Source organism: Ruegeria sp. CDSB117 (assembly GCF_059611005.1).
The window spans coordinates 143,706-161,808 of the sequence record NZ_JBXWOS010000008.1; the positions used below are offsets into that span (position 1 = coordinate 143,706).

Genomic DNA, 18,103 nt, shown 5'->3' on the forward strand with positions numbered 1-18,103 from the left:
TCAGAAATCGATCGCGATGCCTTTCTTCTCCCAATCGCCATAGCGGGCCGGGTCAGGACCGTCGCGACCGCCCAGTTCCTTTGGCATCTCTTTCGCTTTGGCCTCTGCCTTGCGACGGCGCTCTTCGGCTTCGGCCAAGGCGCGCTGGGCGGCAGGCGGCAGGTCTTTGCGGTCGTCACTCATGACTTCGGGTTCCTTTCCGTGCATGGGCTTGATATACGCCCGCGTCCGCCATTGGCAATGCGGGCGAGGATTTATTCAAAGGCGATTCCATGTCCGACAACGCAACAGCCGCCCGACGCAGCGCAATCTATCTGCTGGATCAGATACTGGGCGAAGGACGCCTGCTGTCCGAATGTCTGGCCGCCGGTGCGCTGGACCGGTTGGCCCCTGAAGATCGCGCGCGGGCGCAACGTCTGACGCTGGAAACCTTGCGCGGGTTGGAGCGTGCGGATCGTCTGCTGGAAAACCACCTGAACCGTACCCCCGCTTTGACTGTGCATAATGCCCTGCGCCTTGGCGCGGTCGAGCTGTGCCACGGTGAAGCGGCACATGGTGTGGTGAATTCAATGGTCGACATTGTAGGGCGTTCACGCAAGCACGGACGGCTGAAGGGTCTGGTGAATGCTGTGCTGCGCAAAGTGGCCGCCGAAGGGCCCGATGCATGGCCCAAAATGCGCGTGCCGCGTTTGCCCGAATGGCTGCGTGATCCGCTGATCATGGCATGGGGTGAGGATGCAATCGTGGGAATGGAAAAGGCGCAATTTGCTGGCGCACTGTTTGACCTGACCGTGAAGCCAGGCGCCAGCGGACCGGGTGAGGCCCTGCCTACCGGTTCGATGCGGCTGCACGATGCCGGTCAGGTCACCGCCCTTCCGGGCTATGGCAAAGGTGATTGGTGGGTGCAGGACGCGGCGGCGGCTATTCCTGTGCGCATACTTGCCCCGAAACCGGGCGAAAAGATCCTCGACCTTTGCGCCGCTCCGGGTGGAAAAACACTGCAACTGGCGGCGGCTGGGGCCGATGTTACGGCGCTCGACGTTTCGGAAACGCGATTGGCGCGGGTGCATGAGAACCTCAAACGCACCGGGCTGAAAGCCACTGTCGTCGCGGGCGACGCGCTTGAACATCAGGGCCAGTATGACGCCATCCTTTTGGACGCGCCGTGTTCTGCCACGGGAACGATCCGCAGGCACCCTGACTTGCCTTTTGCAAAAGACGGATCGGAATTCGGTGAGCTGATCGAGCTGCAGGCCCGGATGCTGGCCCACGCCTGGAGCTTGCTGAAACCCGGCGGGCGGCTGGTCTATTGCACTTGTTCTCTCCTGCCGGATGAGGGCGAGGTGCAGGTCGAAGAAGCGCTGGACCAACACCCCGATATGTCGGCGGATCGGGCGGCGTTGAACATTGCCGGAATCGAGTCCGAATGGATCACCGAGGAAGGCGGCCTGCGTCTGCGGCCCGATTACTGGGCTGATCTTGGTGGAATGGACGGGTTCTATATCGCGCGCCTGAACAAATCGGCGTAGTTGCATGCTTTTCGATGACTTGACGATCGCCCCGGTCTATCGTTGGGTCTCAGGCGCCAGCAGAGCGCAAGGGGCAGAGTAACGAGCGTCATGTCGAAGACAGATACCATGACCAATCAGTGGACACGGTTTCAGAACCGTCTCTACGCGCGGCTCAGTCAGCGACGCAAAGCGGTCTCGGGGTTTGTTGGCGATCCGGAGCCGCGCACGGTGGGCTCATTTGCGCGCGGACGTCAGTTGGTCGCCGGAAATCTGCTATTTGCGGGCTATCTGGTCGAAGCTCAGGATACCGAGCTGTGGGATGTGGCCGCGCCCAGCACCGGGTTCGACAATGAACGCCACGGCTTTGCCTGGCTCGACGATCTGGCTGCTGTCGGCGATATGCGCGCGCGTGAAAAGGCCCAGCGGTGGGTCTGGGGCTGGATCAACGCGCATGGTCGCGGTCAGGGGCCGGGCTGGGCACCAGATCTAACCGGTCGGCGCGTCATACGCTGGATCAACCATGCGATTTTCCTGTTGCGCGGCGCAGATGAACACCAAAGCAGGATGTTTTTTCGGTCGTTGGCCCAACAGACATGGTTTCTGTCCAAGCGTTGGAAAGCAGCGACCCCCGGTCTTCCCCGGTTTGAGGCGCTTGCCGGGTTGGTGCAGGCTGGATTGGCGTTGGAGGGGTTGGAGCAGATGGCCGATCCCGCCCTTCGTGCTTTGGCGCGCGAGTGTGACAGTCAGGTCGACGAACAGGGCGGAATCTTAACCCGCAACCCCGAAGAGCTGCTTGAGGTCTTTATGCTGCTTTCATGGACCTCGGCCGCGCTCAGCGCGTTGGGCCGGGGCACGCCCGGGGCGCAGGCAAGTGCCATCAAACGCATGGCCCCCACCTTGCGCAGCTTGCGCCATGCAGACGGGGCTTTGGCTCGGTTTCACGGCGGTGGGCGTGGTGTGGAAGGGCGTCTGGATCAGGCACTGGCGCAAAGCGGTGTCAGGCCACATCACGCCACGGGGCTGTCCATGGGATTTGCCCGGCTTTATGCGGCCAGAACCAGCGTGATTGTGGATGCCGCCACTCCGCCCAAGGGGGCGGCGTCGTACAACGCCCATGCCTCGACCCTGGCGTTCGAACTGACGTCTGGCCGCAGACCACTGGTGGTGAATTGCGGATCAGGCGAAAGCTTTGGGACGGAATGGCGGCGCGCGGGTCGGGCGACACCGTCGCATTCGACACTTTGCCTTGATGGGTATTCAAGCGCTCGGCTGGCGCCACCGACGCAAGGCGCAGAACGTGAGGCACTGGTGGATGCGCCGCATGAGGTTCCCATTGATTTTGAGGACGCCTTTGAAGGCACACGCTTCATGGCCGGGCATGACGGGTATACCAAGGTCTTCGGATTGACTCATGCGCGTACCTTTGAGCTGCGCTTTGATGGGCGTGAGCTGGCCTGCGAGGATATTCTGCTGACGGCCACCGACAAGGCGAAGCGGCAATTTGACAAGGCGATGGACGCCTCGGGCCTGAAAGGCATCGGTTTCGATATTCGGTTTCACCTGCATCCGGACGTGGATGCGGCGCTGGATTTAGGCGGTGCGGCGGTTTCGATGGCGCTGAAAAGTGGTGAGATCTGGGTTTTCCGCCATGATGGCGTGGGAAAATTATTCGTAGAACCAAGTGTTTATCTGGAAAAAGGCCGTTTAAAGCCACGCGCGACAAAACAGATCGTTCTATCCGGGCGCGCAATGGAGTATGCGACGCGCATCCGGTGGACGCTGAGCAAGGCACAGGATACTGCCTATGCCGTGCGCGATCTGCACCGGGACGAGCCCGAGTTTGACTGACGCCAAAAGGACCTTTGACCCCATGACCGATCTTCACCCAGTGCGCCGCGCGTTGCTTTCCGTTTCCGACAAGACCGGGCTGATCGAGCTGGGAAAGGCACTGGCCGAGCGTGGGGTCGAACTGCTGTCGACTGGCGGTACAGCCAAGGCGCTGCGCGACGCAGGGCTTGCGGTGAAGGATGTCAGCGAGATTACCGGCTTCCCCGAGATGATGGATGGCCGCGTGAAAACGCTGCATCCGATGGTGCATGGCGGGCTGCTGGCCCTGCGCGACAATGACAGCCACGTGGCAGCGATGGACGAACATGGCATCGGCGCGATCGACCTGCTGGTGGTGAACCTCTATCCGTTCGAGGCCACGGTAGCCAAAGGTGCGGGTTACGACGAATGCATCGAAAACATCGATATCGGTGGCCCGGCTATGATCCGCGCTGCGTCGAAGAACCACGCTTTTGTGAATGTGGTTGTGGATGTTCAGGATTACGACCTGCTGCTGGCTGAGCTGGCGGCTAACGATGGCCAGACTTCCTATGCTTTCCGTCAGAACCTGGCGCAGACAGCCTATGCTCGTACCGCCGCCTATGACGCGGCCGTGTCGAATTGGATGGCCGATGCGTTGGCCGCGCAGGCTCCGCGCCGTCGCGCCTTTGCCGGAGAATTGAAGCAGACCTTGCGTTATGGCGAAAACAGCCACCAACAGGCGGTCTTCTACACCGATGGCACCAACCGCCCCGGTGTGGCGGCAGCGGTGCAGCATCAGGGCAAGGAGCTGAGCTACAACAACATCAACGACACAGACGCGGCATTTGAACTGGTGGCCGAGTTCGATCCGGCGCAAGGCGCAGCCTGCGCGATCATCAAGCATGCCAACCCCTGCGGTGTTGCCAAGGGCGCGACATTGATCGAGGCCTATAAGGCCGCGTTTGATTGTGACCGCACTTCGGCCTTTGGCGGGATCATTGCGCTGAACCAGCCGCTGGATGCCGAAACCGCGCAGGAAATCACCGGAATTTTCACCGAAGTTGTGATCGCTCCGGGTGCGTCGGATGAGGCCAAGGCAATCTTTGCAGCCAAAAAGAACCTGCGTCTGCTGACAACCGATGGCCTGCCAGATGTGACCACCGGTGGCAAAACCGTCCGTCAGGTAGCCGGTGGCCTTCTGGTGCAGGACAAGGACAACGGATTTGTCGGCCTGGATGACCTGAAGGTCGTCACTAAGAAATCCCCGACCGAGGAACAGATGCGCGATCTTCTGTTTGCGTGGAAAGTGGCGAAACACGTCAAATCCAATGCCATCGTCTATGTCAAAGACGGAGCAACCGTTGGTGTGGGTGCCGGGCAGATGAGCCGCCTGGACTCGGCGATGATTGCAGCGAAGAAAGCCGAGCGCATGGCCGATGCTCTGGGCTTGGCCCAACCACTGACAATCGGTTCCGCCGTGGCGTCGGATGCGTTTTTCCCGTTCCCGGACGGTCTGATGGAAGCGGCCGAGGCTGGCGCAACCTGTGTTATCCAGCCGGGTGGCTCGATGCGCGATGACGAGGTGATCGCAGCCGCGGATGAGGCCGGGTTGGCCATGGTCTTTACCGGCATGCGCCACTTCCGCCACTGATGCGCTATCGCCTGCTTCTCTGGGCCGCACTGGCTGCGTTTCTGATCGACCAGATCAGCAAGTATCTGGTCGTTCACGTGATGCGCGTGGCCGAAGGGAATATCGATGTCCTGCCGCCGCTGCTGGTGTTCAAATACGGTGAGAATCGGGGCATCAATTTCGGCCTGTTCCAAGGCAATACCGAGGCCGCCCGCTGGGCGCTGATTGGTGTTTCCGTCGCCATCTCGATCGGTGTTTTACTGTGGCTCTGGCGATCAGCCCCGTCAAAACTGATGTTGGTATGTGGCGGATTGCTGGTCGGGGGCGCGATGGGCAATGTCATAGACCGTTTGCTTTATGGCTATGTTCTGGATTTCCTGAACATGTCTTGCTGTGGCATAAACAACCCCTTCGTGTTTAACTTGGCCGATGTGTTCATTTTCGCCGGAGCGATTGGTCTGGTGCTGTTCGAAGGCAAAAAGGCCTCGTGACGTGCCATTTGAAATGCGATAAAAGCGCCTGAAACAGGCTGGAGACTCTGATGCGGCTGCCGCGTTCCATATTTGCTTTGACATTGGCCTTTGCGGCTGCGGGCTGTTCCGATATCGGATTGCGCCACTTGGAAGCGCCCGGGCAGGGGCCGGACGAATTCTCGGTCCTGCCTGTCAAACCACTGACTCAGCCCAAGGATTACGCTTTTCTGCCTGCGCCTACGCTGGGGGGGAATAACCTGACCGATCCGAACCCTAAGGCGGAAGCTGTCGTTGCCCTTGGCGGGAACGAATCTTCGCTGAACGCAAATACGGCCATCCCGTCCACGGACGCGGCCCTTGTGACGGCCTCCAGCCGGTATGGAGTTCCGGCGAATGCCCGGCAGGTGGTTGATGCCGAGGATGCAGAGTTCCGCAGAAAGCAGAGCCGCCTGACGCGCTTGCGCTTGTTCAACGTGGATCGGTATTCGCAGGTCTACCGCCGCGAAACGCTGAACCCCGACCGTCAGAATGAGGCTGCACGCCAAGCCGGGATCGAAACACCATCGGCGCCACCGGTAGATGAATAATCTTTAACTTTTCGTCATTGGCCTTGAACCCGCGTGGTGCCACCGTAGTTTGAACAGCATAAATCAAACGGAGGACGCCCTATGGTTCGGGCCCTGGCATTGTCGGCAGCCCTGATGGCCGCAACCCCTCTTGCTGCAAGCGAGGGGCACGAAGCGGTGACTACATTTACGCTGGACAACGGCATGGATGTCGTCGTGATCGAAGACCACCGCGCGCCTGTTGTGCAGCATATGGTGTGGTATCGCGCCGGGTCGGCGGATGAACCCGTAGGATCATCGGGTGTGGCGCATTTCCTTGAGCATCTGCTGTTCAAAGGCACTGACACTTTGGCCCCGGGCGAATTTTCCGCCACCGTTGCGGCCAATGGCGGCACCGACAACGCCTTCACATCATATGACTACACCGCTTATTTCCAACGCGTCGCTGCTGACCGGCTGGAATTGATGATGCGGATGGAGGCGGACCGGATGCGCAATATCCGCCTGAGCGAAGATGATATTGTCACTGAACGCGACGTGATCCTTGAGGAACGCAACCAGCGCACCGACAACAGCCCGCGTGCGCTGTTCGGTGAACAGATGAGCGCGTCGCAGTACCTCAACCATCGCTACGGCGTGCCAATCATCGGCTGGCGCCACGAGATGGAGACGCTGGACATGGAGGACGCGCTGTCCTTCTACCAGACCCATTATGCGCCCAATAACGCCATTCTGGTCGTCACCGGTGATGTCGAACCAGACGAGGTCAAATCGCTGGCCGAGCAATATTACGGTGTGATCCCCGCCAACCCTGACTTACCCGAACGGGTCCGGTCACAGGAACCGCCGCAAACGGCAGAACGCCGTCTTACTTACAAGGATGCGCGCGTGTCGCAGCCTTATGTTCAGCGTAGTTATCTGGCCCCCGAACGTGATCCGGGCGAACAGGAGAAGGCAGCTGCTCTGTTTCTGTTGGCAGAACTGTTGGGTGGAAGCACGACATCCTACCTGAACGAAAAGCTGCAGTTCGAGCAGCAGAAGGTTGTCTACACCGGGGCGTTCTACCGGGGTGTCTCGCTGGATGATACGACCTTTGACCTTCTGGTTGTTCCAGCCGCCAGTGTATCTTTGCAAGAGGCCGAGGATGCAATGGATCAGGCGGTTGCCGACTTCATCGCTGAGGGTGTGAATGAAGAAGACCTTGACCGGATCAAGATGCAGCTGCGGGCTTCGCAGACCTATGCGCGCGACAATGTGGATGGGATTGGCAACCGCTATGGTCGCGCTCTGACCAGTGGTCTGACGGTCGAGGATGTGCAGGCCTGGCCCGATATTCTGCAGGCTGTCACCGGGGAAGAGATTATCGCCGCCGCGCGCGAGGTGATACAGCCGGAAACATCGGTCACCGGTTGGTTGATGCGCGATGATGAGGTGACGCAATGAAACGGATTTTCGCAACTCTGATCGCGTTCGTTTTCGCTTTGCCCGCGTGGGCCGATATCGAGATCGAAGAGGTTACTTCTCCGGGTGGTATCACCGCATGGCTAGTCGAGGATCACTCAATCCCCTTCACCGCGCTGGAGCTGCGTTTTCGCGGCGGCACATCGCTGGATGACGCGGACAAACGCGGTGCGGTCTACCTGATGAGCGGCCTGATTGAGGAAGGCGCAGGCGACATGGATGCCCGCACCTATGCGCGTGAGCTGGAATCGCTGGCGGCCTCGTTCCGGTACAATGCAACTGATGACACAGTGTCGATCACCGCGCAGTTCCTGACTGAAAACCGGGACGACGTGATCGACCTGCTGCGCACCACAATTCACGAACCCCGCTTTGATCAGGATGCGGTGGATCGGGTAAAGGCGCAGGTACTGTCCGGCCTTAAATCCGATCAAACCGACCCGAATGACATTGCGGGTCGTAACTTTGCGCGCATGGCCTATGGCGATCACCCCTATGGCACAGAAGGCAAAGGCACGATCGAAAGCGTGACAGCCCTGACGCGCGAAAACGTGGTCACAGCGTATCAGGATGTCTTTGCCAAAGACCGGATGTATATAGGCGCGGTGGGTGACATCACCCCCGAAGAATTGGGCGCGTTGCTGGATAAACTGCTGGCCGACCTACCGGAAACAGGCAAGCCGATCCCTGAACGTGCCGATGTGTCCATTCCTGGTGGCGTGAGCGTGGTCGAGTTCGACACGCCGCAATCTGTGGCCCTGTTCGGACATGCGGGCATTGACCGCGATGATCCCGATTTCTTTGCCGCCTTTATCCTGAACCACATCCTTGGCGGGGGCGGGTTTGAAAGCCGCCTGATGCAGGAGGTAAGAGAGAAGCGCGGCTTGACCTATGGCGTCGGCACTTACCTGGTGCCCAAGGATCTGGCCTCGGTCTATCTGGGATCCGTGTCATCCAGCAATGATCGCATTGCCGAAGCGGTCGAAGTGATCCGTGACGAGTGGGCACGGGCCGCATCCGAAGGTGTGACCCAGAAAGAACTGGACGATGCCAAAACCTACCTGACGGGCGCTTACCCGCTGAGGTTTGACGGCAATGGCCAGATTGCGGGGATCATGGTCGGGATGCAGATGGAAGACCTGCCCATCGACTATATCGCCACCCGCAACGACAAGGTGAATGCGATCACGCTGGAAGAGATCAACCGGGTCGCCAGCGAATTGCTGGACCCTGACGGGCTTCATTTCACCATTGTCGGCAAGCCCGAGGGTCTGGACGGCTAAACCCGTTCAGGCCGCGACGGGCCGTTTCTGTGCCCGAAGCGTATGCTTGTTGCTGCTCAGAAGCTTTTGCCGCGCGTGCCTGAAATGCGCGGCTTTAAGCGCGTCGTCGATATGCCGGTTGCGGCGTAGCAGGCGCGACAGACGGAAATTGTCGAACACCAGGCAGGTTGTCGGCTCTGAGGCGATGACGGTGGCCGTTGCGGGCAGGCCAAGGCCGAATGTCAGCTCTCCCAGTGTCTCGTCCGAGCCGCAAATATTGATGACCTGACCATTTTGCAGGATGGTTGTTCGCCCGCTCAGGACATAGCCAAGGAAATCTGTTGTTCTGGCTTCTTCGATCAGAATGTCGCCTTTGGCGAACTCCTGAACCGACGCAGTGTTCAATAGCTTTCGGGCATGATGCGGTTTCAGCGACCCAAGATGGTGCGAGATGAACTGGCGCTCGGCTGCGGAAAAGCGAATGAGATGCCGCGAAAGGTATCCGCGCAGCAATCCGATGACCGAGATCGCGATATAGGCCATCTGTATGATCGAACCGGCAAGATTGAATTCTTCAACCATGCTGATCAGAACGCAGGTTGCAGCAACGATAACTAGAACCGGGTAGAGCACGCCATTGCCGCGGACTATGCCGATTTGCAGTAAAAAGTAGTTCAGAATGTATAGGCCAGCCCCGGCCACGCCGATCATGGTGGCCAATTCGACAAACTCGGTAAATTCAAATGGACTATTCAGCATGTAAGGACCCACCCTCGCAATGAATGGGTCTTACGCTGTGCCAATTAAGTGAAACCGTAAATGAACAACCTCACAGGTTAATGGGTTTTATGAGCGTGCTTTCGCCTGCGCGCGCAACATTTGCCCCATCATCTGTCCGAACTTGCCAGAACCACGCTGGTACAACGCGCCATCGACGGCCAGAACCGTGCCGCTGATATAGCTGGCCAGATCAGAACTTAGGAACATACAGGCGTTCGCCACGTCCTGCGGCTGACCCCAACGGCCCAAGGGGACATCCTTGCGCAACGCTTCTCCGGCATCTGGCGTAGGGGCCAAACGCTTGGCCCCTTCAGTGCCTTCGATAAAGCCCGGCACGACTGAGTTCACACGGATACCCTCGATGCCCCATTCCATCGACAGGGTGCGGGTGATCTGATCCACGCCTGCCTTGGCGGCACAGACATGGGCCTGGCCTTCGTAAGGCAGATAGGATTGCGGGGCCGAGATGTTGATGATGCTGGCACCCGGACGCTTGAGGAAAGGATAGGCCCCCTTCATCACGTGGATCGTGCCCATCAGGTCGATATCGATTACGGTCTTGAACGCATTGACCGACATCTCTGCCGCCAATGCCGGGAAGTTGCCCGCCGCGCCCGATACCAGCACGTCGAAGTCACCGAACGCGTCGTGGAACTGTTTCAGCCCGTTTGCCACGGCCTCCGGGTCACGTACATCGAACGCCGCACCGATGGCGTCTTGGGCCCCCGCAGCTTTCAGCGCAGCAACGGTGTCATCGACCTTTTCCTGCGACCGGCTAGCGACCGCCAGTTTGGCACCCGAGGCCGCAAAGGCCTCGGCAATGCCGCGATTGATACCGCTGGTTCCACCGATGACGACGACGGTTTTTCCTGAAAAGTCCATGTAGGCCTCCCTTGGCGGGGAGCCCTACTCGCCGTAGGGCACCCAGATGTTTTTGACTTCGGTCGCAGCCTGCAGGAAGCGGCGGGAATGGTCCACGCCCCAATCAAATGCCGTCGCGTTATTCACCCAGGTCCGTTTCAGGTTCCCAGCCGAGACGACCTCGATCTCTTTCGACAAGTCGGTGGATGAGAACGACCAGACCGCATCGACATTCAGGTGCGAGGCCAGCGGTTTCGCCAGTTCCGCGTGGCTGCCGGTCAGGATGTTGACCACACCAGCAGGCACGTCTGAGGTTTCGAGAATCTGGTAGAAATCAGTCGCTGCCAGAGGGTAGGGCTCTGAGGCCACCAAGACTGTCCGATTCCCCATTGCAATCGCCGGAGCCATGGCCGAGACCAGACCCAGCAGAGGCGCCTCGTCCGTACAAAGCGCACCGATGACGCCGACGGACTCTTTCATGGCAATCGCCACGCCACGGATCGGAACGCCGTGCACCTGACCGTCGTACTTGTCGGCCCAGGCGGCGGCTGTGAACAGACGCTGGATTGAGGTCTCGACCTCTTTCGCTCCGTCCTTCTTGCCGGTCATTGCGTCGATGCGCGCGGCGAATTCATCGGCACGGGCCGAGAGGTTTTCGCCGATGTAATACAGGATCTGTGCCCGCAGATGGCCGGTGGTCTTGGACCATCCATTGGCCCCTGCCGCAGCTTCAACTGCATTGCGGACGTCCTTGCGATTGGCGAGGCCCACGTGGCCCAACAGCCCGGATTTACCCCAGACGGGTTTCGAATAGCCGCTATCAGGCCGTGCCTGCTTGCCTCCGACATACATCTTGGCGGTACGGTCAATCGGATCGACCGGAGAGCCCTCGCCGATGGCCGCTTCGACCTTCGCCAACGGCTTAGCTTTGCCTTTGGGCTTGGTGTACGCGGTCAAGCCTTCCCAGCCGCCTTCACGGCCAAAGCCGCTTTCGCGCACGCCGCCGAAACCAGCAGCCGCATCAAACAGATTGGTGGCATTCACCCAAACCACGCCCGCGACCAGCTTGGGCGCGATATCCAGTGCGAGGTTCACATTCTCTGTCCACACGGTCGCGGCCAGCCCGTAACGGGTGTTGTTGGCCAGCTCCACCGCCTCTTCCGGTGTGCGGAAAGTTGAGGACACCAGAACCGGGCCAAAGATTTCTTCCTGCATCAGCGGGTCAGAGGTTTCGAGGCCCGAGATCAGCGTAGGCGGGTAATAACATCCGTTCGCAGGCAGATCGCAGGCGGCTTGGTGCACGTGGCCCGCGGTGTTGCTTTCGACCATGCTTTTGATGGTTTGCAGTTGGACCGGGTCTACAACCGCGCCAACATCAATGCATTTATCCAGCGGATCGCCGATGCGCAGCTTGTCCATCCGTGCACGCAACTTGTCGTGGAAGCGCTCAGCGATGCCTTCCTGCACCAACAGGCGCGAGCCGGCACAGCAGACCTGCCCTTGATTGAACCAGATCGCGTCGACCAGACCTTCGATGGCACTGTCGATATCGGCATCATCAAAGACGACGTAGGCCGACTTGCCGCCCAGTTCCAATGTCAGTTCCTTGCCCGACCCTGCAGTCGCTTCACGGATACGGCGGCCCACAACGGTCGAGCCGGTAAAGGCGATCTTGTCCACGTCCGCGTTCACGATCATCTCGCCCACTGCGCCGTCACCAGTGATGATGTTGACTACGCCTTTGGGCAGCCCGGCCTGTGTGCAAATGTCAGCAAACAGAAGTGCGGTCAGCGAAGTGTATTCTGCTGGCTTCAGAACCACGCTGTTGCCCATCGCAAGTGCCGGGGCAATCTTCCACGCCAGCATCAGCAACGGAAAGTTCCACGGGATGATCTGCCCGCAGACACCCAACGCCTCGGCATCAGGCAATTCGCTTTCCATCAACTGCGCCATGCCCGCGTGATAGTAAAAATGCCGCTGCGCCAGCGGGATGTCGATATCACGTGACTCCCGGATCGGTTTGCCGTTGTCGAGGCTTTCCAGCACGGCAAACAGACGCGAATGCTTCTGCAACAGGCGCGCGATGGCATAGAGGTACCTAGCGCGGCCTGCGCCGCCCAGCTTCTCCCATTTCGGCTGCGCTTTACGTGCGGCAGTAACGGCGGCATCCACATCGGCCTGTTTCGCCTGTGTCAGCTTGGCCAGAACCTCTCCGGTCGCTGGGTTGCGGCTCTCGAACCCCTTACCCGGCTTGGTAAAGGCACCGTCGATGTAGTGACCGAACTTGTCGCCCTGATCGACCAGCCAGGCCAGCGCTTCAGCCGCGCTTTCGGGGGCGGGGCCATAGTCCATGGTTTCGAAAATCTCTTTGACTGTCATTGTTCTTGTCCTCAGCCCATAGAGTGACGGTAACCGGCGGAATACGCGCCCGTTACATAATGTTCCAATTGCCGTTCGATATCGCCCAGCAGCGATGACGCGCCAAAGCGGAACAGGTCGGGTTCCAGCCAACGATCACCCAACTCGTCTTTGATTAGCGACAGGTAGACCAATGCGTCCTTGGCTTTGGAGATCCCACCTGCTGGTTTGTAACCAACACGATACCCGGTCCGGTCATAGTAGTCGCGGATCGCGCGGATCATCACCAGCGAAACGGGTAGGGTCGCGTTGACGCTTTCCTTACCGGTCGAAGTCTTGATGAAATCAGCGCCCGCCATCATGCAAACCAGCGAGGCGCGCGCGACGTTGCGCAGGCTGCCCAGCTCTCCGGTGGCGAGGATGGCTTTGACATGCGCATCGCCGCAAGCCACACGGAAGGCCTTCATCTCGTCATACAAAGCTTGCCAGTCGCCAGACAGGACGTGACGGCGCGAGATCACGATGTCGATTTCCTCGGCACCGGCCTTCACGCTTTCTTCGATCTCGGCCACGCGCAGATGGAATGGTGACAAACCTGCCGGGAAGCCGGTGGAAACCGCAGCAACAGGGATGCCGGTGCCATGCAGAGCGTCCACGGCGGTTTCGATCATGTCGTGATAGACGCAAACGGCCCCGGTTGTGATAGGCGGCATATCCAGCGCTTTCAGAACCGAAGGTGCAACGGGTTGCCGTGCCTTGGCACACAGACGGCGCACACGTCCGACCGTATCGTCACCCGACAGGGTGGTCAGGTCGATCATCGTGACCGCCTTCAACAGCCATGCGGCCTGATACTCTTTTTTGACAGACCGACGACCGGGCAGGGTCGCGGCGCGGCGTTCAATGGCCGAAGTATTGACCTGCACGGCGCGTACCCAGTCCAGATCCAATTCCATTCCAGGGTTTCTAGGCTCGGTCACTTGCGGCAGATGCGCGGTGCGCACGGGGCTTTCTGAGCTCTGCGTTTCCATCTTCACATCCTTTGGGAGGTTTGCGCCAAAATCGCACGGCTTGGCGCTAATTGGAAGGCATAGCGGCCTTGCGCGTGCAATTTTTTTGACCAAATGGACAAATTTAATGTTTTCTTGCGAATAATTCGCAATGACGTTGACTTAGTTGCGAATGGTTCGCATATTCATTCTCAAGAGGATACCTAAATGGGGTCAGAAATGATTCGTCGTAGTTTTCTTGCGGCTTTGGCTTTTGCCGCCGCTTTGCCGGTCACAGCCTGGGCCGAGGCACCGCTGAAAGTGGTTGCAACCACAGGCATGATCGCTGATGCGGCGCGTCAGATCGGTGGTGATCAGGTTGAGGTCAAGGGCCTGATGGGCCCGGGCGTCGACCCGCATGCTTATCGTCAGACCCGCAGCGATATCGTGGATATGACCCGGGCGGATTTGATCCTGTGGCACGGTCTTTACCTTGAGGCGCAGATGGAAAACTTTTTCCATGATCTTGGGCGCAAACGCCCGGTCGTGGCTGTTGCCGAGGGGGTAGATAAGTCCAAGCTGCGCGCACATGACGATTATGCCGACAAGTATGACCCGCATGTATGGATGAGCCCGGCCGTCTGGCGCGATGTGGTGGTCGAAGTTCAAAAAGCCCTGACAGACGCGCGCCCCGAAGCTGCTGATTTTTTCGCCGCGAACGCGCAGACACATCTGGCCGAGATTGATCAGTTGGAAGCCTACGGTAAACAAGTGCTGGCCGACGTGCCGGAAAACAACCGTGTGCTTGTAACGGCGCATGACGCCTTTGGCTATTTCGGTGAGGAATACGGCTATGAAGTGCTTGGCATTCAGGGCATCTCGACCCAGTCCGAGGCCGGTTTGAACCGGATCGGCGAACTGGTCGATACCTTGGTAGATCAACAGCTGACGGCGGTGTTTGTCGAAAGCTCGGTTTCTGATCGGTCCATGCGCGCGCTGATCGAAGGGGCCGCGGCCAAAGGCCATGATGTTGGCATCGGTGGAGAGCTGTATTCCGACGCGATGGGTGAACCGGGCACGTACGAGGGTACGTATATCGGGATGCTGGATCACAACATCTCTGTGATTGCCGGGGCGTTGGGCGCAGACGTGCCCGAGCATGGCATGAACGGCAAATTGTCGGCGGGGTCCTGAACGATGCTGTCGCTGGCTGCGCATCAGGGTGCTTCGGTTGCTGAGAAAACTACAAAGGACTGCCCTCTGGTCATTCGCGGTCTGACTGTTTCTTACGGTCAGAAACCCGCCGTGTTTTCGGTGGATATGACCGTGCAGCCCGGCGCGATGACGGCGATCATCGGACCAAACGGGGCGGGGAAGTCTACGCTTCTGAAGGCGGCGCTGGGTATTGTCTCACCCCTGTCCGGGCAGGTTTTGGTTTTTGGTGAACCGCTTGAAAAACAGCGCGCCAGGATCGCGTATGTACCACAACGCGCCAGCGTCGATTGGGATTTCCCGACGCGTGTGATTGACGTTGTGTTGATGGGCCTGTCCCGCGAGCTGGGGTTGTTGGGCCGCGTCCGTGCTCGGCATATGTCCCGGGCCATGGACTGCCTTAACCGGGTCGGGATGCGCGATTTTGCCGACCGCCAGATTGGTCAGCTTTCAGGCGGCCAGCAGCAGCGCGTTTTCCTTGCCCGTGCTCTGGCGCAGGATGCCGATCTTTATCTGCTGGATGAGCCCTTTGCCGGTGTCGATGCCGCGACGGAAAAAGCAATAATCGCAGTGTTGAAGTCGCTGAAAGAGGCTGGCAAGACCGTTGTTGTCGTACATCACGATCTTGCCACTGTGACTGATTACTTCGACCATGTCTTCCTGATCAACACACGCAAAGTGGCCGAAGGAACTGTGGCCGAGGCCTTTACTGCCGAAACGCTGCAATCTGCCTATGGCGGCCGTTTGGCCACCGCCCAGATCGATCAGATCTCGCGCGCATTGGGGTAATCATGCTTTGGGATGCTCTGACCCTGCAGCTGGGCTATAACGCCACGCTGGTCGCCATTGGTGCGACTTTGCTGGGTATATCCGCCGGTGTGACCGGCACCTTTTTGTTCCTGCGAAAACGCGCGCTGGTCAGTGATGCAATCAGCCACGCAACGCTGCCCGGGGTCTGCCTCGGGTTCATGGTTTTGGTCGCCCTTGGGGGCGATGGGCGTAACCTGATCGGCCTATTGGCCGGATCGGCGGTGTCGGCTTGGGTCGGTTTGCTTTGCATGAACTGGCTGACTCGCCACACGCGACTGGCCGAGGATGCCGCCATTGGTGCCATCCTGTCGGTATTTTTCGGTCTCGGCATCGTTCTGCTGACAGTGATCCAGACCATGGGCGTCGGTCGTCAGGCCGGGCTGGAAGGGTTCCTGCTGGGCTCAACCGCAGGGATGTTGTGGGCGGATGCGCTGGTCATCGCAATCGGTGGGGCAGCGACGCTGTTGCTCGTCATGATCATTCGCCGACCTATGACCATGGTCGCCTTCGACCCTGAATACGCTGCTGCCAGGGGCCTGCCGGTGCACCGGATTGATCTGGCGATGATGGGGCTGGTCATGGCAGTTACTGTGGTGGGCCTGAAAATTGTCGGGCTGATCCTGATTGTGGCGCTGCTGATTATCCCACCTGTCACGGCGCGTTTCTGGACGGACCGTTCGGACCGCGTGGTGCTGCTGGCTGGACTGGCCGGAGGGTTGGCGGGCTATCTGGGTGCGGCGATGTCAGCCTCGGCCCCCAATCTGCCCACCGGCCCGATCATTGTACTGGTCAGCTTTGGCTTTTTCGCACTGTCCCTGTTACTTGCGCCTGTCCGTGGAGTTCTGGCAGCGGTTCTGCGGCACCTGCGGTTCCAGCGCCGGGTTCATATTCGGCAGGGTCTGCTGGCACTGGCGCAAGGGCAAAAGATCTATGAGCCACTGACCTTGCGTCTCTTGCGGCGTGCCGGTTTGGCGCGGGCGGATGGCGTGGCCACCGAAACAGGCAAGGCGCGCGCGGCCAAGGCGTTGCGCGATGAAAGGCGCTGGGAAATCGTCAGGGCTGATCAGATGCATGAGGCAACGGCTGCGCTCTATGACGGGTTGCGGGACATCGAAACCGTCCTGACCCAAGATCAGATCGCCGAGATCGACCGCCAGATCGGCGGCCCGCAGGAGGTTCCGGCATGAGCGGTGAAGAATTCGTACCCCTGTCTTTGACACCCTTGCTGATCGGCACGTTTGCCGCCATCGCTTGCGCTTTGCCCGGGAACTTCCTGGTCCTGCGCAAACAGGCCTTGATCGGGGATGCGATCAGCCATGTGGTGCTGCCGGGTATTGTCGTGGCCTTTCTGCTGACCGGAACGATTTCGACCTGGCCAATGATGCTGGGCGCCGCGGGCGCGGCAGTGGTGGCTGTGGTTCTGATCGAAGCTGTCAGGCGGCTGGGGCAGATCGAGGCGGGTGCCGCGATGGGGGTGGTTTTCACCACGATGTTTGCAGCCGGTGTGCTGCTGCTCGAACAAACCGATACTTCGACCGTACACTTGGATGTTGAACATGCGCTTTATGGCAATCTGGAAAGCCTGATCTGGTTGGACGCTGTGGGCTGGTCTTCGGTGTTGGATCCTGTGGCGCTGGCGGGGTTGCCGCCGGAATTGCCTCGGATTGCGCTGACTTTGCTGGCGGTATCTGTCTTTGTATGGCTGTTCTGGCGGCCGCTGAAGATTTCCACCTTTGACGAAGGGTTTGCGCGTACCATTGGTGTTCGGACCGGAGTTCTGGGTATGGCTTTGGTGATCACGGCAGCTATTGCCGCCGTGGCGGCATTTGACGCCGTGGGTTCGATCATTGTGATTGCCATGTTCATTTGCCCACCCGCAGCGGCGCGCATGATGACCAACCGGCTGGAAACCCAGATCGCATGGAGCATCGTCTTTGCCATCCTGTCGGCCGTCTCCGGGTATGTGCTGGCCGGATATGGTCCGCTCTGGCTGGGGGCGGCGGACGCGGTCAGTGCTGCGGGCATGATCGCAACAATGTCCGGCCTGATCCTTGCGCTTACGGCTTTGTGGGGGCCGTGCCGGACCCGGGCGGGTGCACCCGGAACCGCGTGACCCGGCATTTTCTCGCCGCTGGGTCCTGCGTGGTATCGGCCAAACTTCGCCACCCGACTTGAGGCCCAGAGAGTCTTCGCATCGTGAAACCGTATTCGTGGTATGAAATGACCCATTGATTATTGGATGACCACCACTCACTCCGGATCGTTCGAGCAATCGCGCCCAGACTGACCGCAAGTCTAGGCTGGCACGGTGCGATTGTTCGAACGCCCCCTCCTCACATTAAATGCAAGCCAAAGCGGTGGCAGAATCGCGCGCGTATGTG

General features: G+C 59.5%; 16 protein-coding genes. 11 read left to right on the forward strand and 5 right to left on the reverse strand.

What is annotated here, in order from left to right:
• A complete protein-coding gene (locus AC2FJC_RS11285) occupies window positions 1-183 on the reverse strand; it encodes a DUF1674 domain-containing protein (RefSeq protein ID WP_170550772.1) in 183 nt (60 codons plus the stop codon).
• A gap of 89 nt (window positions 184-272) precedes the next feature.
• On the opposite strand from AC2FJC_RS11285, the gene AC2FJC_RS11290 reads away from it, so the two are divergent.
• The 7 genes from AC2FJC_RS11290 to AC2FJC_RS11320 all read left to right on the forward strand — a co-directional run bounded on the left by AC2FJC_RS11290 (window position 273) and on the right by AC2FJC_RS11320 (window position 8,733).
• Window positions 273-1,529, forward strand: coding sequence for an RsmB/NOP family class I SAM-dependent RNA methyltransferase (locus AC2FJC_RS11290; RefSeq protein WP_496739583.1), 1,257 nt, complete (start codon window positions 273-275; stop codon window positions 1,527-1,529).
• Between the two features lie 90 nt (window positions 1,530-1,619).
• The gene (locus AC2FJC_RS11295) at window positions 1,620-3,359 is read left to right on the forward strand and encodes a heparinase II/III family protein (protein ID WP_496739584.1); all 1,740 of its coding nucleotides are present in this window, start codon (window positions 1,620-1,622) and stop codon (window positions 3,357-3,359) included.
• 22 nt (window positions 3,360-3,381) lie between these two features.
• Window positions 3,382-4,971: a bifunctional phosphoribosylaminoimidazolecarboxamide formyltransferase/IMP cyclohydrolase gene (gene purH / locus AC2FJC_RS11300; protein WP_496739585.1), complete on the forward strand. Its 1,590-nt coding sequence runs from the start codon at window positions 3,382-3,384 to the stop codon at window positions 4,969-4,971.
• Window positions 4,971-5,441, forward strand: coding sequence for a signal peptidase II (gene lspA / locus AC2FJC_RS11305; RefSeq protein WP_496739586.1), 471 nt, complete (start codon window positions 4,971-4,973; stop codon window positions 5,439-5,441). Before purH ends, lspA begins: the two co-directional genes overlap by 1 nt.
• 50 nt (window positions 5,442-5,491) lie before the next feature.
• Window positions 5,492-6,010: a DUF3035 domain-containing protein gene (locus tag AC2FJC_RS11310; RefSeq protein ID WP_496739587.1), complete on the forward strand. Its 519-nt coding sequence runs from the start codon at window positions 5,492-5,494 to the stop codon at window positions 6,008-6,010.
• A gap of 81 nt (window positions 6,011-6,091) precedes the next feature.
• The gene (locus AC2FJC_RS11315; RefSeq protein ID WP_496739588.1) at window positions 6,092-7,432 is read left to right on the forward strand and encodes a M16 family metallopeptidase; all 1,341 of its coding nucleotides are present in this window, start codon (window positions 6,092-6,094) and stop codon (window positions 7,430-7,432) included.
• Window positions 7,429-8,733, forward strand: a complete 1,305-nt coding sequence (locus AC2FJC_RS11320; RefSeq protein WP_496739589.1) for a M16 family metallopeptidase — start codon at window positions 7,429-7,431, stop codon at window positions 8,731-8,733. The genes AC2FJC_RS11315 and AC2FJC_RS11320 overlap by 4 nt, the downstream gene beginning before the upstream one ends.
• 6 nt (window positions 8,734-8,739) lie before the next feature.
• Here the strand turns inward: AC2FJC_RS11320 and AC2FJC_RS11325 are convergent, their stop codons facing one another.
• The 4 genes from AC2FJC_RS11325 to deoC form a co-directional block, all read right to left on the reverse strand.
• Window positions 8,740-9,471 (reverse strand): cyclic nucleotide-binding domain-containing protein, encoded by a 732-nt coding sequence (locus AC2FJC_RS11325; RefSeq protein WP_496734934.1) that lies wholly within the window; start codon window positions 9,469-9,471, stop codon window positions 8,740-8,742.
• A gap of 87 nt (window positions 9,472-9,558) precedes the next feature.
• Window positions 9,559-10,374, reverse strand: a complete 816-nt coding sequence (locus AC2FJC_RS11330) for an SDR family oxidoreductase (protein ID WP_496739590.1) — start codon at window positions 10,372-10,374, stop codon at window positions 9,559-9,561.
• 24 nt (window positions 10,375-10,398) lie between these two features.
• Window positions 10,399-12,732: an aldehyde dehydrogenase family protein gene (locus tag AC2FJC_RS11335; RefSeq protein WP_496739591.1), complete on the reverse strand. Its 2,334-nt coding sequence runs from the start codon at window positions 12,730-12,732 to the stop codon at window positions 10,399-10,401.
• Window positions 12,733-12,743: 11 nt separating this feature from the next.
• Entirely contained in the window at window positions 12,744-13,742 is a 999-nt protein-coding gene (gene deoC / locus AC2FJC_RS11340) for a deoxyribose-phosphate aldolase (RefSeq protein ID WP_496726335.1), read from the reverse strand.
• A 198-nt stretch (window positions 13,743-13,940) separates the two neighbouring features.
• Here deoC and AC2FJC_RS11345 point away from each other — a divergent pair, with 198 nt between their 5' ends.
• Genes AC2FJC_RS11345 through AC2FJC_RS11360 form a run of 4 tightly spaced genes read left to right on the forward strand, consistent with a single transcriptional unit; the run spans window position 13,941 to window position 17,835 of the window.
• Window positions 13,941-14,894, forward strand: coding sequence for a metal ABC transporter solute-binding protein, Zn/Mn family (locus tag AC2FJC_RS11345; protein WP_496739625.1), 954 nt, complete (start codon window positions 13,941-13,943; stop codon window positions 14,892-14,894).
• 3 nt (window positions 14,895-14,897) lie between these two features.
• Entirely contained in the window at window positions 14,898-15,701 is an 804-nt protein-coding gene (locus tag AC2FJC_RS11350; RefSeq protein ID WP_496739592.1) for a metal ABC transporter ATP-binding protein, read from the forward strand.
• Window positions 15,702-15,703: 2 nt separating this feature from the next.
• Entirely contained in the window at window positions 15,704-16,909 is a 1,206-nt protein-coding gene (locus tag AC2FJC_RS11355; RefSeq protein ID WP_282119542.1) for a metal ABC transporter permease, read from the forward strand.
• Window positions 16,906-17,835 carry a metal ABC transporter permease gene (locus AC2FJC_RS11360; protein WP_496739593.1) on the forward strand — a complete coding sequence of 310 codons (930 nt, stop codon included), beginning with the start codon at window positions 16,906-16,908 and terminating at the stop codon, window positions 17,833-17,835. Before AC2FJC_RS11355 ends, AC2FJC_RS11360 begins: the two co-directional genes overlap by 4 nt.
• Window positions 17,836-18,103: the final 268 nt, after the last annotated feature.

What these genes read in the sequence shown, in the direction of transcription:
- AC2FJC_RS11355 (WP_282119542.1), top strand. Translation starts at nt 15,704, where the DNA reads ATGCTTTGGGATGCTCTGACCCTGCAGCTGGGCTATAACGCCACGCTG.
- AC2FJC_RS11325 (WP_496734934.1), bottom strand. Translation starts at nt 9,471, where the DNA reads ATGCTGAATAGTCCATTTGAATTTACCGAGTTTGTCGAATTGGCCACC.
- AC2FJC_RS11290 (WP_496739583.1), top strand. Translation starts at nt 273, where the DNA reads ATGTCCGACAACGCAACAGCCGCCCGACGCAGCGCAATCTATCTGCTG.
- deoC (WP_496726335.1), bottom strand. Translation starts at nt 13,742, where the DNA reads ATGGAAACGCAGAGCTCAGAAAGCCCCGTGCGCACCGCGCATCTGCCG.
- AC2FJC_RS11330 (WP_496739590.1), bottom strand. Translation starts at nt 10,374, where the DNA reads ATGGACTTTTCAGGAAAAACCGTCGTCGTCATCGGTGGAACCAGCGGT.
- AC2FJC_RS11285 (WP_170550772.1), bottom strand. Translation starts at nt 183, where the DNA reads ATGAGTGACGACCGCAAAGACCTGCCGCCTGCCGCCCAGCGCGCCTTG.
- AC2FJC_RS11350 (WP_496739592.1), top strand. Translation starts at nt 14,898, where the DNA reads ATGCTGTCGCTGGCTGCGCATCAGGGTGCTTCGGTTGCTGAGAAAACT.
- lspA (WP_496739586.1), top strand. Translation starts at nt 4,971, where the DNA reads ATGCGCTATCGCCTGCTTCTCTGGGCCGCACTGGCTGCGTTTCTGATC.
- AC2FJC_RS11320 (WP_496739589.1), top strand. Translation starts at nt 7,429, where the DNA reads ATGAAACGGATTTTCGCAACTCTGATCGCGTTCGTTTTCGCTTTGCCC.
- AC2FJC_RS11345 (WP_496739625.1), top strand. Translation starts at nt 13,941, where the DNA reads ATGATTCGTCGTAGTTTTCTTGCGGCTTTGGCTTTTGCCGCCGCTTTG.
- AC2FJC_RS11315 (WP_496739588.1), top strand. Translation starts at nt 6,092, where the DNA reads ATGGTTCGGGCCCTGGCATTGTCGGCAGCCCTGATGGCCGCAACCCCT.
- AC2FJC_RS11310 (WP_496739587.1), top strand. Translation starts at nt 5,492, where the DNA reads ATGCGGCTGCCGCGTTCCATATTTGCTTTGACATTGGCCTTTGCGGCT.
- AC2FJC_RS11295 (WP_496739584.1), top strand. Translation starts at nt 1,620, where the DNA reads ATGTCGAAGACAGATACCATGACCAATCAGTGGACACGGTTTCAGAAC.
- purH (WP_496739585.1), top strand. Translation starts at nt 3,382, where the DNA reads ATGACCGATCTTCACCCAGTGCGCCGCGCGTTGCTTTCCGTTTCCGAC.
- AC2FJC_RS11360 (WP_496739593.1), top strand. Translation starts at nt 16,906, where the DNA reads ATGAGCGGTGAAGAATTCGTACCCCTGTCTTTGACACCCTTGCTGATC.
- AC2FJC_RS11335 (WP_496739591.1), bottom strand. Translation starts at nt 12,732, where the DNA reads ATGACAGTCAAAGAGATTTTCGAAACCATGGACTATGGCCCCGCCCCC.